This is a genomic window from Streptococcus cuniculi (assembly GCF_001921845.1).
GTDB classification, from domain to species: Bacteria; Bacillota; Bacilli; order Lactobacillales; family Streptococcaceae; genus Streptococcus; species Streptococcus cuniculi.
Genome location: NZ_MSJM01000004.1, coordinates 206,493 through 225,724 on the forward strand (window position 1 = coordinate 206,493; position 19,232 = coordinate 225,724).

General features: G+C 44.3%; 22 protein-coding genes and 1 tRNA gene. 6 read left to right on the forward strand and 17 right to left on the reverse strand.

Annotated features, from left to right (window positions below; all coding sequences use genetic code 11):
- Positions 1–266: 266 nt before the first annotated feature.
- The 8 genes from BU202_RS05720 to BU202_RS05755 all read right to left on the reverse strand — a co-directional run bounded on the left by BU202_RS05720 (position 267) and on the right by BU202_RS05755 (position 7,381).
- Positions 267–1,493, reverse strand: a complete 1,227-nt coding sequence (locus tag BU202_RS05720) for a chloride channel protein (RefSeq protein ID WP_208604249.1) — start codon at positions 1,491–1,493, stop codon at positions 267–269.
- Between the two features lie 28 nt (positions 1,494–1,521).
- Entirely contained in the window at positions 1,522–3,054 is a 1,533-nt protein-coding gene (locus tag BU202_RS05725) for a ClC family H(+)/Cl(-) exchange transporter (protein WP_075104831.1), read from the reverse strand.
- Between the two features lie 524 nt (positions 3,055–3,578).
- Positions 3,579–3,650 (reverse strand) — tRNA-Arg (locus BU202_RS05730).
- Positions 3,651–3,739: 89 nt separating this feature from the next.
- Positions 3,740–4,087, reverse strand: coding sequence for a 50S ribosomal protein L19 (gene rplS / locus BU202_RS05735; protein ID WP_075104832.1), 348 nt, complete (start codon positions 4,085–4,087; stop codon positions 3,740–3,742).
- Between the two features lie 135 nt (positions 4,088–4,222).
- A complete protein-coding gene (gene whiA / locus BU202_RS05740) occupies positions 4,223–5,134 on the reverse strand; it encodes a DNA-binding protein WhiA (RefSeq protein WP_075104833.1) in 912 nt (303 codons plus the stop codon).
- A complete protein-coding gene (locus tag BU202_RS05745; RefSeq protein ID WP_075104834.1) occupies positions 5,131–6,105 on the reverse strand; it encodes a YvcK family protein in 975 nt (324 codons plus the stop codon). The genes whiA and BU202_RS05745 overlap by 4 nt, the downstream gene beginning before the upstream one ends.
- Positions 6,102–6,989, reverse strand: coding sequence for an RNase adapter RapZ (gene rapZ / locus BU202_RS05750; protein ID WP_075104835.1), 888 nt, complete (start codon positions 6,987–6,989; stop codon positions 6,102–6,104). Before rapZ ends, BU202_RS05745 begins: the two co-directional genes overlap by 4 nt.
- Before the next feature lie 11 nt (positions 6,990–7,000).
- Complete coding sequence (locus BU202_RS05755; protein ID WP_075104836.1) at positions 7,001–7,381, reverse strand: RidA family protein; 381 nt, start codon at positions 7,379–7,381, stop codon at positions 7,001–7,003.
- 129 nt (positions 7,382–7,510) lie between these two features.
- On the opposite strand from BU202_RS05755, the gene BU202_RS05760 reads away from it, so the two are divergent.
- The gene (locus BU202_RS05760) at positions 7,511–7,921 is read left to right on the forward strand and encodes an OsmC family protein (RefSeq protein ID WP_075104837.1); all 411 of its coding nucleotides are present in this window, start codon (positions 7,511–7,513) and stop codon (positions 7,919–7,921) included.
- 29 nt (positions 7,922–7,950) lie between these two features.
- Here BU202_RS05760 and asnS read toward each other — a convergent pair whose 3' ends face one another.
- The 4 genes from asnS to BU202_RS05780 all read right to left on the reverse strand — a co-directional run bounded on the left by asnS (position 7,951) and on the right by BU202_RS05780 (position 11,429).
- Positions 7,951–9,297 carry an asparagine--tRNA ligase gene (gene asnS, locus BU202_RS05765; RefSeq protein ID WP_075104838.1) on the reverse strand — a complete coding sequence of 449 codons (1,347 nt, stop codon included), beginning with the start codon at positions 9,295–9,297 and terminating at the stop codon, positions 7,951–7,953.
- A gap of 72 nt (positions 9,298–9,369) precedes the next feature.
- Complete coding sequence (locus BU202_RS05770; RefSeq protein ID WP_075104839.1) at positions 9,370–9,744, reverse strand: VOC family protein; 375 nt, start codon at positions 9,742–9,744, stop codon at positions 9,370–9,372.
- A gap of 9 nt (positions 9,745–9,753) precedes the next feature.
- On the reverse strand, positions 9,754–10,935 hold the full coding sequence (locus tag BU202_RS05775; RefSeq protein ID WP_075104840.1) for a pyridoxal phosphate-dependent aminotransferase: 1,182 nt from the start codon (positions 10,933–10,935) through the stop codon (positions 9,754–9,756).
- A complete protein-coding gene (locus BU202_RS05780) occupies positions 10,932–11,429 on the reverse strand; it encodes a cell wall elongation regulator TseB-like domain-containing protein (protein WP_083605759.1) in 498 nt (165 codons plus the stop codon). The genes BU202_RS05775 and BU202_RS05780 overlap by 4 nt, the downstream gene beginning before the upstream one ends.
- Positions 11,430–11,577: 148 nt before the next feature.
- On the opposite strand from BU202_RS05780, the gene BU202_RS05785 reads away from it, so the two are divergent.
- Complete coding sequence (locus tag BU202_RS05785; RefSeq protein ID WP_083605763.1) at positions 11,578–12,021, forward strand: MarR family winged helix-turn-helix transcriptional regulator; 444 nt, start codon at positions 11,578–11,580, stop codon at positions 12,019–12,021.
- A gap of 117 nt (positions 12,022–12,138) precedes the next feature.
- Positions 12,139–12,684: an NADPH-dependent FMN reductase gene (locus tag BU202_RS05790; protein ID WP_075104842.1), complete on the forward strand. Its 546-nt coding sequence runs from the start codon at positions 12,139–12,141 to the stop codon at positions 12,682–12,684.
- A 47-nt stretch (positions 12,685–12,731) separates the two neighbouring features.
- Here the strand turns inward: BU202_RS05790 and yaaA are convergent, their stop codons facing one another.
- Positions 12,732–13,469: a peroxide stress protein YaaA gene (gene yaaA, locus BU202_RS05795; protein WP_075104843.1), complete on the reverse strand. Its 738-nt coding sequence runs from the start codon at positions 13,467–13,469 to the stop codon at positions 12,732–12,734.
- Between the two features lie 181 nt (positions 13,470–13,650).
- Positions 13,651–14,322 carry a LemA family protein gene (locus BU202_RS05800; protein ID WP_075104844.1) on the reverse strand — a complete coding sequence of 224 codons (672 nt, stop codon included), beginning with the start codon at positions 14,320–14,322 and terminating at the stop codon, positions 13,651–13,653.
- Positions 14,323–14,585: 263 nt separating this feature from the next.
- On the opposite strand from BU202_RS05800, the gene BU202_RS05805 reads away from it, so the two are divergent.
- Genes BU202_RS05805 through BU202_RS05815 form a run of 3 tightly spaced genes read left to right on the forward strand, consistent with a single transcriptional unit; the run spans position 14,586 to position 16,991 of the window.
- Positions 14,586–15,035 (forward strand): DUF1836 domain-containing protein, encoded by a 450-nt coding sequence (locus tag BU202_RS05805; RefSeq protein ID WP_075104845.1) that lies wholly within the window; start codon positions 14,586–14,588, stop codon positions 15,033–15,035.
- A complete protein-coding gene (gene trhA, locus BU202_RS05810) occupies positions 15,019–15,669 on the forward strand; it encodes a PAQR family membrane homeostasis protein TrhA (protein WP_075104846.1) in 651 nt (216 codons plus the stop codon). The genes BU202_RS05805 and trhA overlap by 17 nt, the downstream gene beginning before the upstream one ends.
- A 56-nt stretch (positions 15,670–15,725) precedes the next feature.
- Positions 15,726–16,991 carry an aminotransferase-like domain-containing protein gene (locus BU202_RS05815; RefSeq protein ID WP_075104847.1) on the forward strand — a complete coding sequence of 422 codons (1,266 nt, stop codon included), beginning with the start codon at positions 15,726–15,728 and terminating at the stop codon, positions 16,989–16,991.
- 165 nt (positions 16,992–17,156) lie between these two features.
- Here BU202_RS05815 and BU202_RS05820 read toward each other — a convergent pair whose 3' ends face one another.
- From BU202_RS05820 to BU202_RS05830, 3 genes are all read right to left on the reverse strand, one after another.
- Complete coding sequence (locus BU202_RS05820; protein WP_075104848.1) at positions 17,157–17,612, reverse strand: GNAT family N-acetyltransferase; 456 nt, start codon at positions 17,610–17,612, stop codon at positions 17,157–17,159.
- 15 nt (positions 17,613–17,627) lie between these two features.
- Positions 17,628–18,020: a rhodanese-like domain-containing protein gene (locus tag BU202_RS05825; RefSeq protein ID WP_075104849.1), complete on the reverse strand. Its 393-nt coding sequence runs from the start codon at positions 18,018–18,020 to the stop codon at positions 17,628–17,630.
- A gap of 167 nt (positions 18,021–18,187) precedes the next feature.
- Positions 18,188–19,033 carry a DegV family protein gene (locus BU202_RS05830; protein WP_075104850.1) on the reverse strand — a complete coding sequence of 282 codons (846 nt, stop codon included), beginning with the start codon at positions 19,031–19,033 and terminating at the stop codon, positions 18,188–18,190.
- Positions 19,034–19,232 lie beyond the last annotated feature (199 nt).

Sequence of the window (19,232 nt, forward strand, 5' to 3'; positions counted from 1 at the left end):
GAAAAGTATCTGATGAAGCTCGCTCCGCTCGCGAAAATCGGAAATTGAGCAATCTTTTCAACTTGCTTAAATAGGTCTGGGGTTTGTCTACGTTCTGAAGAGGCAGAGACAAAAGCCCAACCCTAAATATAAAAAGCGAACAAAATTAGTTATCTGACACTCAGAATTCTGTTTTGTTCGCTTTTTGCATCTAATTTATCAATTTGAAGACTTGATGATAAAGAATCTCAAAATCAAAATCTTTTTGTCCCAGCCTCTTTTTCTGTTTACTCTGCATCTACCGCCACAGCCTTTTGTAAGCCATAGATGGATTGTCTACGATTGAGCATATAGCTGATTATCACTGTAATAGCAAAAAAGGGGAGATTTTGAAATCCAAAGACTTCTCCACCAATCAAGATAGGAGCGAGCAAGGTATTGGTCGCACTAGCAAAAACGCTGATATAGCCCGCAGCTGCGACTAATTCGATGGGCAGTCCAAAGACAGGAGCAAGGATAACACCGAGAGATGCACCAATGGCAAAGAGGGGCGTCACTTCTCCACCCTGAAAACCAACCGCTAAGGTCAAGGTCGTAAAAAGCAATTTCAGCAGAAAATCATAGCTGTAAATCTGATGGGTAGAAAAACTAGCTTCAATCAAATTCGTCCCAAGACCCGCATAGCGCCCGAAATGAGCAAAGAATAGAGCCAGACTAAGCACACCCCCGATAAGCGCAATCCGCCAATAAGGATTTTTCAAGTAATCAATAGCCTGTTTTTTGAAGAAACTTTGCAGGGAGACAAAGACATTTCCTGTCAACCCAAACAAGAGGCCAAGTAGCAGGCATTTCAGAAATACCTCAACTGTAATGGTCTGCGTAAGAGGAAGAACATGCGAAAATTTTTCTAATCCCAAGAAATGTGAGAATCTGCTAGCCGTATAGACTGCAAAGAGGCTAGGCACCAAGGCATACAAGTTCAACTGACCGAGAGTCACAACCTCCAAGGCAAAGAAGAGGCCAGCAAGGGGCGTTTGAAATAGACCAGCAAAGCCCGCAGCCATTCCCGTTACCACCAATACCTGAGACGAATTGGGAAAGCTAAGACAATGCCTAAAGCGATGCGAAATAGTGGCACCTAGCTGAACTGCCACACCCTCACGGCCAGCACTCCCGCCAAAGAGATGCGTCAACCAGGTCGAAACGACAACCAAGGGAAGCAAACGCAAGGGAATTACTTCGCTGTCTCCGTGCGCCACTTCAAATATCAAGCCCATGCCTTTCTGCGTGTCCTTGCCAAAACGCTGGTAGAGGGCGACAATCACAAGACCTGCCAGCGCCAAAAAGGGAAGTAGATACGGCAGATGGGCTGAACGGACGTCCCCAATCAGAAGCAGGACGCGACCAAAGATGGTATCCACCGCTCCTACGATGAGGCCAATGAGCACACCAACTAGGGCTAAACGCAAGCATAAGCCGTAGGAATGTTGATAGCTGTCTTTGATATTCTTCATCACTGCTCCTTCTTTTTCTTTCCACTTCCTACATCAATAATTCTTTAACCATACCCAATTCTTTTTCATTGACCACCACGAAAATGGTTGCTCCTGCATGCAAACGGGTATTTCCGTCCACCAATTCAGACTTCTTATGATGAATTTGGGTTGTAATGAGGATATTTTTCGGCAGGGTTAATTCTCTCACTTTTTTCCCTGCAATCTTATCTGAGACAATCAGCTCAATTAGGGTTGGTTCAACAACATCGCTTGTATGCGCAATGGTCATCTTGGCTAGCATGGCTTCATAAATTGGCTCACCTTTTAACAAATCCATGATAATATAGGCAACGAGTGTCACAACGCCAATCGCCATTAACTGCTTCAAATCACCCACCATTTCCGTTACCAAAATCATGGCAGTCAAGGGCGCTTTTGAAATCGCACCGAAATACCCTGCCATTCCCAATACAATGAAGAGAGGCAAGGCATCTACGGAAATCAGATGAAGCTGTTCTAAGACCAAGCCGAAGGCCATTCCTAAAAGAGACCCCAAGGTCAGCATGGGCAAGAAAATACCGCCCGGTAGACCGCTACTGTAGGAAATCATGCTCCAGACAAAACGAATGAGAAAATAGAAACAAACTGTAGTCAAAAGCAGATTTTCCTGGGCAAGAGAAATAATCAGCCGATGCCCGCCACCCAGTAACTGTGGATAGAAATAGCCAATCGGAATCACGAAGAGAATCCCGATAAGCCCATGAGCGTATGGTGGAATCTGGAATTTTCTCCCTAAGAAGTCATAAAAACGGTGGAAGTTTAAAATCACCTTTTCATAGCCAAAGCCCATCACTCCTAAAAACATACCCATTAGGATAAAAATCCAATACTGTTCGAGCGAAAGAAAGGGCAGTTCCTGATTCATAGATAAGACAGGTGTCAGGCCAAAGATGTTTAAGGAAATAAAGTTGGCAACCAGACTAGCCACCAAGGCTGTCACCCAGACCATGCGCGAAAAGTGATGATAGACTTCTTCAACGACAAAAAGGAGGCCTGCAATTGGGGCATTAAAGGCTGCTGAAAGTCCCGCAGCTGCGCCACTTGCGATAAAGGCTCTGGTTTCCATACGGCTGGCCTTCAAAAACTTGGCTACACCCTTTGCCGACATGGCCCCCAGCTGAATACTTGGTCCCTCACGTCCCAGCATAAAGCCCATTGAAATCGCACACACCCCTGCGATAAATTTCTTCCAGAGAACACTCCACCAATCGGTCCGAAGCATTCCTTTCAATTCTCCCTCGATATGGGGAATCCCTGAACCCTTGATGTCTGGATCTGACTTGACCAAGAGACTGATAAGCCAGACGACAAAGAGGCTGACTAGGGTAATCGGCACTAACAATAGCGGATTGCTCTGAGCTGCATGGTAAACAGCTATCACCTCTTCAAACAGCAGTTCAATTGCTAGACGAAACAAGCTGACCACTACACCCGACACGATTCCGACCAGAATGCCCCGCCAGACAAAGCTCATAATGGAACTCGCCGAAAAACGGAACTCCCTATGGTGATTTTCCATAATCTTTCTCCTATCCTCATACTCCAACTGGCTACCTGAACCAAGACATTTCAGGAGCATCAATCATTTCTTATTCCTATTCTACCAAATCCAGACCAATTTTTCGAGGGAAAGTTGTTGGATGGGTAAAGAAAATGGTAGGGGGGGACTTATCTCTTCATCCATTGCCTGCCCATCTCCTTTTACATTTTTTTAGTGGTCTCACTTGATTTTTTGTGATATAATCTTGTTGTCGCACTCACGATACTGCGCTAGCAGGAGGTGATTCTATATGCGTATGCTTTTCGACCTTGTTTTGCTACCACTGTTTATCGGTGTGGGTTCTCAACTCATTGCGGAATGGCTAATCCGTCAGCTAGCAAACAAACGCGACAAACAACACTAGCCTGAGTGCCTTGAGCAAGCACAAAAAAACACCCTCGGTTGCAGCCTTGGGTGTTTTTCTAATGCGCTTAACTCTTCGACCTTTTAAGCACCTTTATTATCTAACACTTTCCTAGAAAAGTCAAGTATAAAACATCCTATCTCCCCTGCAGGAATCGAACCTGCAACTAATTCTTAGGAGGAATTTGTTATATCCATTTAACTAAGGGAAGGTTCTTTTATTGTATCGTAGACGGGCAAAGATTGCAAGCAAAAATTAAAAAGCACCCTGACGGGTGCTTGATGAAATCCCAATCGTTGATTAACGACGGATTTCTTTGATACGCGCAGCTTTACCTTGCAATGCACGTAGGTAGTACAATTTCGCACGACGTACTTTACCGTAACGTACTACTTCGATTTTATCAACACGTGGAGTGTGGATTGGGAAGGTACGTTCTACACCGATACCGCTAGAAATTTTGCGGACAGTATACATTTCTGAGATACCTTGACCTTTACGAGAGATGACAACACCCTCAAAGATCTGGATACGCTCACGAGTTCCCTCAACAACCTTCGCGTGAACACGCACAGTGTCACCAGGACGGAATGCAGGGATATCAGTACGAAGTTGACCTTCTGTCAAACTTTGAATTAATGGATTCATGTTTCTTTCTTCTCCTATCTTGCCAATCATGGGAGCTCACGTCCCAGCGGATTAACCGTTTTTGGTGTGTCCATTACACACTTTATCTATTATATACAAAGATGCGATGATTGTAAAGTAAAATCGCTGATTATTTTATAATTCGTCTGCTATTTTATTGATTTTGCGGAGGCGATGGTTGATGCCACTTTTGGTAATCGGTTTTGAAAGGCTATCGGCTAGCTGCTGAATCGAGTAATCAGGATGCTGAATCCGTAGCTGGGCGACTTCTTGTAAGTCAGACGGCAATTGGTCCAGCCCAATCGTTTCCATGATTTTGGAAATGTTGTTAATCGTCTTCATGCTGGCTGTTACCGTGCGGGCAATATTCGCCGCTTCTGCGTTGATGGCTCGGTTGAGGTCATTGCGCGTCTCTCGTAGCAGTTTGACATTTTCAAATTCTGTCTTGGCTTCTTCCGCTCCGATAATCAAGAGAAAGTCCATGATGTCTTCTGCCCGCTGCAAGTAAGTAATACTGCCCTTGGAACGCTCGATGACCTTGCCATCCAAGAGAAATTTTTGCAGGAGACGAGCCAAATCATGGGCATGGTCCTCGTAGATGGAGGCGATTTCTAGTTGGTATTTCCCCGTTTCTGGATCCTTGACAGAACCGCTGGCTAGAAAAGCGCCACGTAGATAGGACTGGCTCCAGCTATCCTTTTCTAAAATCGCAGGCGCAATGCCTGTCTCCAGGCCAAAAAAGCTATCCGCCAGATAGAGGTCATCTAAAATCTCATTGACCCCACTTTCCAAAAATACGGTATAAACACGGTTTTTTCGCAGATTGGTCTTTTGATGGTGGCGAATCTCAGCCTTGACGTGGTAGAACTTGTAGAGCATCTCATAGAGATGCCGGGCAATTTTTGCATGCTCACTGCTGATGGACAGGGTGAGACCAGACGAGGCCAAACCGAGACTGCCCGATAGCTTAATCATAGCTGCCAGTTCGCTCTTTGTCGCTTGACCTTGACTGATAATTTCTTCTTTTACTTGCACACTGAAACTCATGATTTCACCTGCAAGATTTTCAAGAGTTCTTCGACAACCAAGTCCCCATCGTGAAAGGCTCCCCCATTTTCAAGCCGCAAGAAATTGGACGATATCACCCGTTGAGCTTGTGATTGTAAGCCTGTAAAGTCGTGCTTGACCTGCACAAGATATTCATCAAACTGGTGGGTATTCATATAGTCTTGCGGGACAGGCTCAATATTGACCAGCACGGTATCGATACAGTCTGCCCCTAGATGCTTGTTCAAGACACGTACGTGGTCGGCATCACTAAAGAATTCTGTTTCGCCCCGCTGGGTCATGATATTGCAGACATAGGTCACATCTGCCTTGGTTTCTTTTAAGGCTTGACCGATTTCTGAAATCATGAGATTGGGTAAGATAGAGGTAAACAGGGAGCCAGGTCCAAGGACAATCATGTCGCTTTCCAAGATGCTCTCCACCACCTTCCGGCTGGCAGTTGGCTCATCCTGATTGTAAGAATTGGTCACATAGACGTGGTCAATCATGCCCTTGTAGCCTGCTATCTTACTTTCTCCGACCACCTCATGACCGTCTGTAAACACGGCATGAAGGGTCAAGGCATTTTCACTAGAGGGATAGATTTTCCCTGTTGTGTGGAAGAACTTGGACAAGAGCTGCATGGCATGGTAGGTGGATCCCTGCATTTCAGAGATACCTGCGATAATCAGATTTCCCAAGGGATGACCCGCTAGCGCTCCGTCTGTTTCTGCAAAGCGGTACTGAAAGATGCGCTCATAGAGTTTTGGCATATCAGACATGGCGAGCAGGACATTTCTCAAATCACCGGGTGGCGTCATCTGCAAGGCATGACGGATTTCACCTGACGAGCCCCCATCATCTGCTACCGTCACGATGGCTGTAATGTCTACATCCTTGTCGCGTAGGCTTTTGAGAATGACAGGAATGCCTGTACCGCCTCCGATGACGGCAATTTTAGGTTTTCTCATGAACGATTGACCGTTTCCTTTCGTCTGTCTTTGTCGCGGTGACTGAGGTTGACCGTCCACCCTTTTTGCAAATCATCAGAAAGACGCTTCGCAAAGGCAACGCTGCGGTGCTGACCACCCGTACAGCCAACTGCAATGGTCAGGACAGACTTGCCTTCCTTTTGATAGCCCGGTAAAATCGGCTCAATCAAGCCCAGTAAATGGCGGTAAAATTCCTCGGATTCCTCATGCTCCATGACATAGTTGAAGACTGGCTCATCTAGCCCTGTCAGATTGCGCAATTCCACTTGATAATATGGATTTGGCAAGAAGCGTACATCAAAGACTAAGTCCGCATCAAGTGGCAAACCGTATTTGAAGCCAAAAGAGATGACTTCCACTCGGAAAGAGGGCTGGTTGGTTAGGCTGGCAAATTGGTCTGAAATTTCCTTACGGAGATTACGAGGCGTCAACTCTGTCGTATCAATCACATTTTGGCTCATATTTTTAAGCGGTGCTAGCAATTCACGCTCCAGTTGAATTCCATCCAGAACCCGGCCATCTGCTGCAAGTGGGTGCAAACGGCGTGTTTCCTTATAACGAGCCACTAATTCACTATCGGTCGCATCTAAAAAGAGAATCTTAAAGTCCACATCGTCAGCCGCTTCAATCTCATCTAAGACCTGACGGATTTCCGCAAAAAAGGAACGGCTCCGCATATCCACAACAACTGCGACCTTGTCATTGTCCTGACTGTGGCGGATTAATTCTAAGAATTTTGGCAAAAGGGCTGGAGGCATATTGTCGACTGTAAAATAACCCAAATCTTCAAAAGACTGGATGGCAACCGTCTTTCCAGCACCTGACATTCCTGTGACAATCACAAGATGGAGTTTTTCAGACATCGTTTTCCTCTCTAATTTTCTACTGCTGCAATGACTTCAATTTCCACTTTCACATCGCGTGGCAGGCGAGCCACTTCGACGGCTGAACGAGCTGGAAATTCAGCTGAAAAAGCCGTCTTATAGACTTCATTAAAGGCCACAAAGTCATTCATATCACTCAAGAAACACGTCGTTTTCACCACATGGTCAAAATCGGTCCCCGCCTCTGTTAAAATTGCGCGGATATTGTTCAACACCTGCACGGTTTGTTCTTCAATCGTTGTACCGACAACCTCACCCGTTTCTGGAGACAGGGGCACTTGACCTGATGCAAATAACAAATTTCCCACAATCTTTCCTTGGACGTAAGGACCGATGGCTGCTGGGGCTTTATCTGTGTGAACTGTTCTCATTTTCATACCTCTTTCGTTTTTCTTTATTATAGCATATTTTTAGCAAATACGAGGCAAATCGTTCTTTCCGACTTCTGCACCTCTTTGGTGTATAATAAAATCAGATAATTCCATTCACAGGAGGTTTTTATGCTTTATTCCGTTACCGCGACAAATCAAGAAGGGATTCATGGTATCGTTTCCCTTTCCAGTCAAAAATCGTTCCCAACTGCCCATCCCCTGACAACAGATGAAGGCTTTAACCCCGAAGAACTCATGGCAACTGCTTGGGCCACTTGCCTCAACGCAACCATTCAAGCCCTCTTAGAAAGTCAGAAACAGGCGCGTCCATCACGGGTTGAGGTGACCTGTGAACTCCACCGAGAAGCCACTATTGGCACAGGCTACTACTTTCAAGTCAATGCTAGAGCCAGTATTCAAGGATTCACACTTGAAGAAGCTGAAAGCCTCGTCCAGCAGGCCCACAAACGTTGCCCCATTTCCAAACTCATCGCCCAAAGTCAGACCATTTCACTTCAAACCGTTGAGTGGAATACATAAAAAAGCGCCTGAGGCGCTTTTTTATATCTTTACGGTTTAATCCGGTGCAACATGCGTGGGAATGGGATGGCTTCACGGATATGTTTGGTACCTGCGACAAAGGTTACCATCCGCTCGATACCGATTCCAAATCCTGCGTGGGGAACTGAGCCGTATTTACGGAGGTCAAGATAGAATTCATACTCTGACTTGTCCATTTCAAGGGCTTCCATTTTCGCAACAAGGGCATCGTAGTCATCCTCACGGACAGAGCCGCCGATGATTTCACCGTAGCCTTCTGGTGCAAGAAGATCCGCACAAAGGACACGCTCTGGATTGCCAGGAACTGGTTTCATGTAGAAAGCCTTGAAGCTAGCTGGATAGTTGACGACAAAGGTCGGTACACCAAAGTAGTTTGAAATCCATGTTTCATGCGGAGAACCAAAATCATCTCCATGCTCTACGTGCTCATAGTCCGTATCTTCATCCGCTTCATGCTCTTGTAAAAGACTAATCGCATCATCGTAAGACACACGCTTGAATGGCTCTGCAATGTATTTCTTCAAGAGGTCCGTATCACGTTCCAAAGTCTCAAGCGCCTGCGGTGCACGGTCTAGAACACCTTGAATAAGGGCCTTCACATAGGCTTCTTGCAAATCAAGCGATTCTTCGTGTGAAAGGAATGAATACTCCGCATCCATCATCCAAAACTCGGTCAAGTGACGGCGGGTTTTTGATTTTTCCGCGCGGAATACCGGTCCAAAGTCAAAGACACGACCGAGCGCCATCGCTCCAGCTTCCAAGTACAACTGACCTGATTGGCTCAAATAAGCTGGGGTGCCAAAGTAGTCCGTTTCAAAGAGTTCTGTTGAGTCCTCTGCCGCATTTCCAGACAAGATGGGGCTGTCAAACTTAATAAAGCCATTCTTGTCAAAGAATTCATAGGTTGCATAGATAATGGCGTTACGGATTTGCATAATGGCCATTTGCTTGCGAGAACGCAACCACAAATGACGGTTGTCCATGAGGAAATCCGTTCCGTGTTCTTTTGGCGTAATCGGATAATCCTTTGATTCACCAACTACCTCAAGGTCCGTAATATCTAGCTCATAGCCGAATTTTGAACGCTCATCTTCCTTGACAATTCCTGTCACAAGAACAGATGTTTCTTGGCTGAGTCGTTTCACAGTATCAAACTTAGCTGCTCCTTCTTCCTCACCAAAGGTTTCGATAAAGTTCGGTTTAAAGGCAACAGCTTGGAAAAAGGCTGTTCCGTCACGGAGTTGCAAGAAGGCCAGTTTTCCTTTGCCTGATTTGTTGGCAACCCAAGCACCAATCGTCACTTTTTCTCCAACATGGTCTTTGACATCAATAATCGCTACTAAATCTTTAGACATAATTTCTCTTTTCTTTTTCTATCGTAATCGTTTATCAGTTAAATATTTAAAATTGCAATTTTACTTTATTCGCTATTCATGTTTGACATGGCAGACAGCTTCAATATTATTGCCATCTGGATCTATCAAAAAAGCTGCATAATAATTGGCATGATAGTGTGGTCGAAAACCTGGCCTACCATTATCTCTACCGCCAGCTGCCAAACCAGCTTGGTAAAACAACTCCACTTCTGTATGAGTTTTCGCATGAAAAGCAACATGCATGGGAACTTGTTCACCCGTTTCTAGCCAGAAATCTCCACCAGGGTCTGTACTAGACTTTTCTCCAAAACTAACCGCATGGTCATGATCAAATCGAATCTCGTACCCGAGCGGAGCTAGTGTTTTTTGGTAAAAAATTTTTGACACTGGCAAGTCCTTGACTCGAATACTCAAATGGTCAATCATAGAGCCACCTCAATCATTTTCCATAAAGGTATGCAGTCGTTGAATGGCTTCTTTGAGGGTGTCAAGGTCTGTAGCATAGCTGAGACGGACATTTTCTGGTGCGCCAAAGCCTGCTCCTGTCACTAAGGCAACACCTACTTCTTCCAAAATCGCTGTGGTAAATTCGGTCACATCCGTAAAGCCTTTCATTTCCATAGCTTTTTTGACATTTGGGAAGAGGTAGAAAGCTCCTTGCGGTTTGACCACTTCAAATCCTGGTACTTGAGCAAGCAAGGGATAGATGGTATTGAGCCGTTCCTCGAAAGCCTGTCGCATATGCTCAACGGTATCTTGCTCACCGCTAAGCGCTTCAATCGCCGCATATTGAGCGGCTGCTGTCGGATTGGACGTTGTTTGCCCTGCAATCTTACTCATGGCAGCAATAATCTCTGCCTCACCTACTGCATAACCAATCCGCCAACCCGTCATGGCATAGGTTTTGGATACCCCGTTGATTACCACCGTCTGCTTCCGAATGGCTTCTGACAGACTAGAAATCGGTGTGAAGGTATGACCATTATAGACCAGACGCCCATAAATATCATCTGCCAAAATCAGAATATCATGCGCAACAGCCCAATTTCCAATCGCAAGGAGCTCGTCCTTACTGTAAATCATCCCCGTTGGATTAGACGGTGAATTGAGCACCAAGACCTTGGTCTTGTCTGTCCGCGCTGCTTCTAGTTGCTCCACCGTTACCTTAAAGTCATTTGCTTCTGTTGCCTGAACAAAGACTGGCACGCCTTCTGCCATTTTGATTTGGTCTGCGTAGCTGACCCAGTAAGGAGTTGGAATGATGACCTCATCAAGTGGATTGATAACACTCATGAAAAAGGTATAGAGGGAGAATTTGGCTCCCGTTGCGACTGTCACCTGATTAGGAGCGACTGCGTATCCGTAAAATTTCTCAAAATACTGGCTAATCGCTGCTTTCAACTCTGGAAGACCACTTGCAACCGTGTAAAAACTAGCACGACCGTCTTTAATCGAGCGGATAGCTGCTTCTTGGATATTTGCTGGAGTGGTAAAGTCAGGCTCTCCCAAGGTCAGAGACAAGATATCCTTGCCTTCTGCCTTTAAGGCCTTGGCACGCGCCCCCGCCGCCAAGGTCACACTTTCTTCCATTTCAAGCACTCGTTTTGATAACTTCATATTCCCTCCTTGCTCAGCAATTTCCCACCTTCAAACGCAATGGCATAGTAGGTCTGACCAGATTTCACTTCCCAAATCGGCTGATTTTTAAAGTAGCCAAAGGTCACTTTTGAAATCTCTCCAGCCCCATTTTCTTTGGCAATGGTTTTCGCCTCTTCTTGAGAAATCCCTTCTGCCACCTTATAAACAAGAATTTCCGACGATTCTTCTGGTATCAAGACCAATACGTCTTCGTCTGCCTGATTTTTTCCAGCCACGCTATAATAGCTCTTCTCACCATTGTAGCGAGCGACCTTAGAAATAGAGGTCACGCCTGCATACTGGGTTGCCACCTGCTCTGCCTGCTCTTGTCCCTGTAAAAAAGGACGCGCCGACACTTCCAAAATATACAAGATTGAAAAAACAATAACAGATACAAGGACAAATACTCCGATGAGGGATTGCTTGCCAAGCGTCATACTGGATTTACTGGTGCGATTTCTCTTTTTTGCCATAATAGAATTATTATACTATATATTGGTGCAGAATGCCATTTTTTCTGGCAATTTATACCAATTTTTTCAACACCCTCCCCCTATTTCTCCTCAAAAACGCAAAGCGCTTCTTCTTGCAGTTCTGCCCAATTCTTGCTACACTATTCCTATGATAGAAAATGTACAAAAAGCCTTAGAAAAGAATCAAGAAGCCCTGCGCAGCCTGGTCATTCTCCACCGCGCCTCTGATACCATTTACAAACAAGAAATCGAAACCATAAAAAAGTACAACTTGACCATGGGGCAATTCGGAGTGCTAGAAGCTCTTTACAATAAAGGCGACCTCCGCATTCAGGAACTGATTGACAAGCTCCTCAGCACGTCTGGCAATATGACGGTCGTGATTAAAAATATGATTCGAGACGGTTATATCACCAAAGTACCCGATTGTCATGATAAACGAGCGTCTCGGATTCACCTGACCGATCTTGGTCGCAAGACAATCGAGGCCATTCTCCCCGAACATTATGATAATATCGGGCGTATTTTTGGTGTACTCAACCTTGAAGAGCAAGAAACACTCAATGCAATTTTAAAAAAATTCAAAAGATGAAACAATTTTATTGCTAATTAGTGATAATTTTGTTATTCTATACTCATCGCTTTCGTCATCGAGTATGCTCACCCATCGATGAAAGCACATTTTACACTTTTAAAGGAGGCCATCTCAATGGCAAATGTATTATTTTTAGTTGGTTCACTACGTGACGGTTCATTCAACCACCAAATGGCAAAACAAGCCGAAGAATTGCTCAAAGGAAAAGCAAATGTGACTTACTTGGACTATAGCCAAGTTCCTGTTTTCAACCAAGACCTTGAAACACCTGTTCTTCCTGCAGTTGCGGCTGCTCGTGAGGCTGTTGACCAAGCAGATGCTATCTGGATTTTCTCACCAGTTTACAACTATGGCATTCCTGGTCCAGTAAAAAATATTCTTGACTGGCTCAGCCGTGCGCTTGACTTGTCAAATCCAAAAGGACCTTCTATCCTCCAAGATAAATTGATTACTGTATCTGCTGCTGCGAACGGCGGACATGAGCCACTCTTTGCAGCCTACCATGCCCTTCTTCCATTTATCCGTACCCAAGTTGTCGGTGATTTTACAGCTTCACCAATCAATCCAGAAGCATGGGCAACTGGTCAATTCGTTCTTTCCGAAGAAACAGCTACACAATTAGAAAAACAAGCCGCTGCCCTTCTTGCAGCAATTCAATAAAAAGGTTGGGAATTTTGTCCCAACCTTTTTATTCGGTACCAGCTACCTTAGACTGGCACATGTTTCCTCACAAATACGATTTTTCTTTCTTCTGATAAATCCGCCCGATAAGCAAAGCCGTCAAAGGTCAGCTGACGGAGCTTGTCAAGAGTTTGAACATCTTGTTCTGCCATGAGAGAAACCAAGCGACCCCGCCCTTTCTTGGAAATGGTCGAATGAATCTTGAGCTGTCCCTTCTTGTCCTCCATAAAGATAATCTGCACCATGTGCTTTTGAATGGCAGGCGAAAAGACCTGCTCAAATTCGGACGAAGCTAAAGAGATAATCAAATCTTCATCTGCTAGCTCTTCATCGTACTGCGCCCGCCAAAATTGTTTGAGCGACTGGCCCTTTACTTTTAGCTGACCTTGAAAGTCCAAGCGGTGTGGAGAAATCAGGGTAAAGGGTGAAATCAAGCCATAAAAGCCTGTCGCAATCAAGACATGGCGTTCTAAGTAAACCTGCTCTGCGTCTGTCAAATCCCTGCGCTTCATATAGCGGTACATGAGACCATCATAGAGTGTCCAAGCAGGATAGGATTTGGCTTGCTGGTGGGCAATGCGGTACCAGCGGTCGGCTTCTAACTCGGCCTTATCTTCTTTTAATTTGTAGAAAGCTGCCAAGTCTGCCACCGACATCTGACCTAGAGCTTCCAAAACGGCCCTACTCTTTTCAGACAGAGGAGCAAAGGGATGGTTTTCTAAGTTGGTATTTAATTCTTTTGCATTTGGAAGGATGATTTTCATAGTATGATTATATCACTTTCAAATAATATTCACTAGTCAACTTGTCTCATTTTTTCATGGTCTGGCTGATGATCCATTCAATCCGAGTATTCCATGATAAAAGGCAAGCTATTTCTAACTTGCCTTTGTAAAATACTACAGACTATATCCAAATAAAGAGAGTTTAAATTTTTAGAAAAATTTATAGTCCAAGCATTTCGTCCGTCAACTCAACATCTACTTTCCGTGTATAAAATTCCATTTCTTTAAAACCAATCAGTTTTGAAATGGGGGCAAGTGGAAATTGGTGGATAGACGAATTGTATTCCTCTACGAGATTATTATAATGCATTTTCCATTGGGCTAATACATTTTCTGTCTCAAAAATTTCATCAAGCAAACGTTCAACATTTTTATTTGCTAATAATTCAGGCATCTCACGGAGAAACTGCCCAAATTCTTCAGAGGTCTCAATTTTAGACGACTTCATTACAGTTTTTTCTTCGAATTTCTTAACTTTAGATACTGATTTATTTAGGTCAATCACTGACTCTTTTTCAATTTTTTGATGTTTCTCCACAAAACGAGTAGCTTTATCTAAAAGGGCTTCATTTCTTTCCTCAACAATCTGAATCTGACTCTTACTCGATTTAACAGATTGCTCAGTGCGGCGAACATGGTTATATTGCATGATTAAAGACATGCATAGACTTGTCAATAAACCTGCAACCAAAATAAATCCTGGAAATGGTTCATAGACATCTTCTCCTTCAATTGGCACAGCAACCACCATGATAATAAGCCATAGCAATGTTGAGAGAATAACAAGACCAATTCCTTTTAGCAATGCGACTAAAATATTTTTATCTTTCATAATTTCCTTCCACCTAACCTTAATATCCTCATTCATACTCATTCTTAATGAAGTATGTTTGATAGTCGTTAGTACAACTACCTATCTATCGTACCAAAATGAATCATAAAATTCAATTGATATCTATTGGCATGAAAACATCTTTTCCCATCAAATTAGAAACTTGGATACCCCTTGATGAACTTTCATTTGCTCTTTCCTTGCTTTTTTGTTTATAAAATGTTATCATCTGGTTATAAAGACTAGATGATAAGGAGTAGAGAATGAATCACTTACCAAAATGGCAGCAACTTCCCGATTTAGAATTGTATCTGGATCAGGTTTTGCTCTATGTCAACCAACAGACGAGTCCCGTGTTAGGCAGTCGTGAAAAGCCTCTCACTGCTTCGATGGTCAACAATTATGTCAAGCATGGCTATCTTCCTAAACCTATCAAGAAAAAATACAACCGTACTCATTTGGCACGTCTCATTATTCTCAGTATCTGTAAGCCGATTTTTCCGATTGCAGAGATAAAAGACATCATCGATGTCTTAAAGGAGACGCACGAGGCTCCTGAACTCTACAATGCCTTTGTGGATTGCTTTTCAGGTAATGAAACGGCGGAGCATCCGCCCATTTTGCAAAAGGCTTGTCAGACCATTCACTTTTACCAAGAAACACTTGCGCTCATTCCAGAACTGAAAGGAGAACCTCATGAACCAAAGTTTTAAACTCTCCCTCCCCCTCTCATTTGGTGAAGAGGTGGGCAATGCCGTCACCCACGCTGTCAGCGCCTTTTTCATGCTACTGTTGCTCCCTATTTCTGCCATTTATAGCTATGAACAGACGGGCTTGGTGCAGGCGATTGGGGTCTCCATTTTCATTATCAGCCTCTTTCTGATGTTTCTTGCGTCAACGATTTATCATTCGATGGCCTATGGTTCGACTCATAAGTATATTTTACGAATCATCGACCATAGTATGATTTACATTGCCATCGCAGGCAGCTACACTCCAGTGCTCTTGACCCTCATGCCCAACTGGCTGGGCTATCTAGTCCTCGTCATTCAATGGGCAACGACAATTTTTGGTATTCTCTATAAAATCTTTGCCAAAAAGGTCAACGAGCGCTTCAGTCTCGCCCTCTATCTCATCATGGGCTGGTTGGTAGTGCTGATTCTACCACAGGTGGTCAGTCAAACGAAACCTGCCTTCTGGTTTCTCATGTTAGCAGGCGGAATTGCCTATAGTGTCGGCGCCATTTTCTACGCTAAGAAAAAACCCTACTTCCACATGATTTGGCACTTGTTTATCATACTCGCTAGTCTCTTGCAGTATCTAGCCATTGTCTTTTATATGGTCTAATCCAAGACTTGTCTCTAATTTCAAAAGACGCTATACTAGTCTGTAGGGGGACAGATATGACCAGTAAATACCAACGCATTATTGAAGATATTCTGACAGGAATCGAGGAGCACCGCTTTAAACGAGGGCAAAAATTGCCCTCCATTCGCAGCTTGAGTGAGCAGTATCAGTGCAGCAAGGACACCGTTCAAAAGGCCATGCTTGAGCTGAAATACCAAAATCGAATTTATGCGGTAGAAAAAAGTGGCTACTATATCTTAGAAGATCAAGATTTTCAAGACACAACCGTCTCACTCAATCCAGAAGATTTCTTGCAGCTACCCTACGAGGATTTTCGGACCTGCGTTCATGAAAGTCTGATTGGGCGAGAAAATTATCTTTTTAATTATTACCATCAGCAGGAAGGCTTGGAAGAATTGATTGACTCTCTCCACATGCTTCTGATGGATTATCATGTTTATGCTAAAAAAGACCAGCTGGTCATTACGGCGGGAAGCCAACAGGCCCTCTATATTCTGACCCAAATGCAGTTGTCTAATGGTAAAGAAGAAGTCTTGGTTGAAGAGCCGACCTACTATCGGATGAGAAACCTCTTGGAACAACAGGGACTACCCTTTCAGACTATTGAACGAACCTTGGACGGGATTGACTTGACGCAGCTAGAGACTATTTTTCAAAGCGGGAATATCCGCTATTTCTACACCATTCCCCGCCTCCACAATCCTTTGGGAACGACCTACGATAGCAAGACCCAGCAGGCCATTCTTGACTTGGCTGAAACCTATGATGTCTATGTGATTGAAGATGATTATCTGGCAGATTTTGATCCTGCAAAGACCCTGCCGCTTCACTATCTTGATAGCCACGACCGTGTCATCTATATCAAGTCCTTTACCCCGACACTCTTTCCTGCCCTGCGCTTGGGAGGCATTGTCTTGCCTAGGCAGTTGCGAGAGACCTTTTTACAGCATAAGAGCCTGATTGACTACGATACCAATCTCATCATGCAAAAGGCATTGTCGCTCTATATTGATAATGGTATGTTTGCTCGCAACACGCGCCACCTACACCAGTTGAAACAGACACACGATGCCGACATGAAAGAGATGATGGCTGGCACTCACCTTGCCTATCCCTACCATATCGCTCAAGAAATGCTGACCATTCAGCTACCAAAGGGCAGGATGACAGCCCGCCTCAAACATGGGATAACGAGCAGGCAAATCATTGCAGGTTTATCCCATGACTACCTCCAACTTCCTTATAGCAAGGACTTTGCGCAACATCTCCGACAAATACTTGAAGAACTAACAATCAGCTAGGCATCTGCCTAGCTGATTGTGTATCTCTCATGCTTTCCTAGCTTTGCAATCATAACCTTTTATAGTCTTTTGAATGAACTTTAATACATCGTCACTTTCGACTTGCCGTACTCATAGTCAATGAAAATCAAGTACTGTCTGCGTCTTCCGTTCCTAATCTGAAAGTTAATTCATTTGACTATCGTCCCCAGAGGGGTAATACCTCATAAACAAATAGGAATCTTCAATGTTGTCAGACGGGCGAAAACCTTGCTTGGTCCAAAATGCCTTGGCCCTTTCATTTTTGATATGGACAGGGAGTGAAATGCGTTTTGCCTGATGCCTTTCTTGCAGATACTGCATCGAACCTTGGGCAGCTTGGCTGCCATAGCCTTGACCTTGAAACGCATCATCGATCAAAAAGTTGATGATTTCGGAATTTTCCTTGTTAATATATAGAGACACAAAGCCAATTAACTGGTCTTGATGATAAATGCCAAAGGCTTCCATGTAATCACGATGGAGCCAGGCTTCTGCGAGCGAATACAAGACAGGATCTACAAAATCCTCCTCTGCAACGCTTACCGTCAACGCAATACAAGCCTGAAAATTGTCTTCATCAATAGGCCTTAATGTAATCATATTTCCCCCTTAATCTTATCCGCCAAATGGCCACAAGTCCTGAATAGTCGCACCAATCGCCTTTATCTGGTCTACACTTCCCAAGTCATAGACATATTGAAAGCCCTCATCACGCAAGAGTTTGGCCGCCTGGGCTGACGAGACACTATCTGAACCATAGAGATAAATCGGCACATCGTGGACCAAGGTTGGAAATTCCTGCTTGCCTAGGGTCGTCAACGGATAATGTTCTGCAATCTCCACATGACCCAGCTGGTATTCGATAAAGGAGCGCACGTCATAACACTTAGCGCCATTTTTGACAGCAGCCACCACCTGATCAAAACGAATCTGATAGGTCTGCGCATCCTGACTAGCCTCGGACCACTTGATGTTGGGCTCAACTCCAACCAAAGGTCGCCGAGGCATTCTCTTCTCCTCAGGATGGGAGCTTGGTCTCAACTGCTGAAAGCCTACAAAACCAGCAACAAGTACCAGTACAAGCAGGATCATCCTTGATTTTTTCATTCCTTCCCCCATTCTGATAACGTATAAAAAAGGCAATGAACCGAAGTTACTAGCCTTTTTCATTGTCATTAAATTTCGTATCCCATCAAGAGGCCGTTTTCTTCTGCATAAAAGCTACAGAGTCCAGAAGTTGGAAGGGCTTCAATGAGGGCCTCTGGGTACATGTTTCGGACCATTTCCGAGAATTGCTGGCAGAATTTGTCATTATTACGATGGGCAATCACAATCCGTCCACCCTTGTAGCCTGCCTTGAGAATTTCTTCAAAGGCCGTTGCAACAGACTTTTTATGACCACGCGCTTTTTGAAGTAACTCGAGCTTGCCTTCGCTACTTGCTTCACCCACCATGCGGATATTCAACAGGCCAACAACTGCTCCAACCAGCTTACTTAAACGCCCATTTTTGACCAGATTATTGACCTTGGCAAGGACAAAGAGCAACTTGGTCTTTTTCTGATACTCCGTGATGGCCTCTACCAAGGCATCATAGTCTAGACCTGCCGCAATCAAGCGGTTGATTTCACCGACCAGTAAATCCATTTCTCCACCCGCAGAAAGGCTATCAATCAAGTGAATATTGACCGCAGGGTGTTCTTCCAAAAACATGTCTTTTGCGACGCGGGCACTATTGTAACTACCAGACAAGGAACCGGTCAAGGTTAGCACAATCACATTGTCAGCACCTTGATACGCCGCTTCGTAGGCTTGCGGACTTGGACAGGCAGAACCTGCCGCTGCTGATGAAGCATACATCACGTCCATCATGTGGTCGATATCGAGTTTTTCATCATCGAGGAAGGTTTGATCCTCAATGCGAACGGTTAAGGGAACAATTTCAAATAGGGTATCTGGCGCGAGATTCGCTAGTTCTTTGTAATCACAACCTGAATCTGCGACGATTTTCCATTTAGCCATAAATGTATTTCCATTCTATATAAGTAGTGAGGCTAAGATTTTTATTTGACAAGCAAACTATCTTGCTTTACAATTATATCATGAAATAAGGCGAAGTGAAAGCATTTTCTTTCGGCTGTCACAGCAAATATAGAACTGCCTCTACTGACTTAGCGAGCCTTATTTTCTCGCTCTAGGAGTTCATGTTACGCGAGGAGAG